Origin of the sequence: Bradyrhizobium cosmicum (assembly GCF_032290525.1) — a bacterium.
In the GTDB taxonomy this organism is placed as follows: domain Bacteria; phylum Pseudomonadota; class Alphaproteobacteria; order Rhizobiales; family Xanthobacteraceae; genus Bradyrhizobium; species Bradyrhizobium cosmicum_A.
This window is the reverse complement of record NZ_JASXTA010000132.1, coordinates 1-292: the sequence shown is the minus strand read 5'-3', so window position 1 is coordinate 292 and position 292 is coordinate 1. Positions and strand designations below refer to the sequence as shown.

At 69.9% G+C, this 292-nt stretch carries 1 protein-coding gene; it reads left to right on the top strand.

The window, feature by feature from the left end:
- Window positions 1-292: 5'-nucleotidase C-terminal domain-containing protein (locus QSV46_RS39370; protein WP_314964042.1), on the top strand; the 292-nt coding region annotated here is incomplete at both ends.

Below are 292 nucleotides of genomic sequence, written 5' to 3'. Positions count from 1 at the left end.
ACACCATCGTCCGCACCGCAACGCTGGCGAAGGACGCCCAGCAGACCGCGCTGATCGAATCCTATGACCGGCTGGCCGCGCCGATCGCCAACCGTCCGGCGGGCTCGGTGACGGCAACGCTGTCGCGCGCGCCCAATGCCGCCGGCGAGAGCCCGCTCGGCGACATCATCGCCGATGCGCAACTCGCCGCGACCAGCAGCGAAACGAAGGGCGGCGCGGTCATCGCGTTCACCAATCCCGGCGGCGTGCGCGCCGACGTAATGCGGAAGGAAGATGGCGCGGTGACCTATGG